The 856-nt window shown below is 35.4% G+C and carries 2 protein-coding genes; both read left to right on the top strand.

From position 1 onward, the window contains the following. Positions 1–175: 175 nt before the first annotated feature. Positions 176–592, top strand: a complete 417-nt coding sequence (fosB, locus tag AC1DTM_RS29260; protein WP_002148565.1) for a FosBx1 family fosfomycin resistance bacillithiol transferase — start codon at positions 176–178, stop codon at positions 590–592. A 12-nt stretch (positions 593–604) separates the two neighbouring features. Beyond that, a partial coding sequence (locus AC1DTM_RS29255) for a Rossmann-fold NAD(P)-binding domain-containing protein (protein WP_477001575.1) occupies positions 605–856 on the top strand: 252 nt, incomplete at its 3' end.

Below are 856 nucleotides of genomic sequence, written 5' to 3'. Positions count from 1 at the left end.
CTCCTACGTACCAACAAAGTACAGCTTACTTAGAGAAGACGTATGTAAATGGTATTGCTAACCATACGTTCGGTGGCGACTTTAGTTATAAATGGGCATATATTACAAAGAAATAGTATAATAAAAGATGAGTGAATTTTCGCTCATCTTTTATTTGTTTAGGGAGGAACGTGGAGTGTTGAAAGGAATCAATCATCTTTGTTTTTCAGTATCAAATTTAGAAAACGCTATTATGTTTTATGAAAGAGTGCTAGAAGGAGAACTATTAGTTAAAGGGAGAAAACTTGCATATTTCAATATATGTGGAGTATGGATAGCACTGAACGAAGAGGCACATATTCCAAGAAAGGAGATTCATCAATCTTATACGCACCTCGCATTTTCTGTTGAACAAGAAGACTTTGAACGCTTACTGCAGCGATTAGAAGAAAATAAAGTTCATATTTTACAAGGAAGAGAGCGTGATGTGAGAGATTGTGAGTCTATATATTTTGTTGATCCTGATGGTCATAAATTTGAGTTTCATTCAGGGACGTTACAAGACCGTCTAAATTATTATAGGGAAGAGAAACCTCATATGACATTTTACTAAGGGGGGAAGAAGTTGCATGCGCTTGTAATTGGTGGAACAGGAATGCTAAAGAAAGTTTCTATGTGTCTTTGTGATCAAGGGTTTCATGTTTCTATTATTGGACGAGATAGTACGAAATTGGAAGATGTTAAGCAAGTGAGTTCTGTACYGGGAAATATTACGTGCCTTCCTTTAGATTATCAAAATGACGATGATGTAAAGCAATCTATTACAAATACAATTGAACAAAATGGTCCAATAACAGTAGTTGTTGCCTGGGTACAC

This window comes from Bacillus sp. P4_D3 (assembly GCF_056401855.1).
The sequence above is the reverse complement of the archived record's forward strand: the minus strand, read 5'-3'. Positions and strand labels throughout refer to the sequence as shown.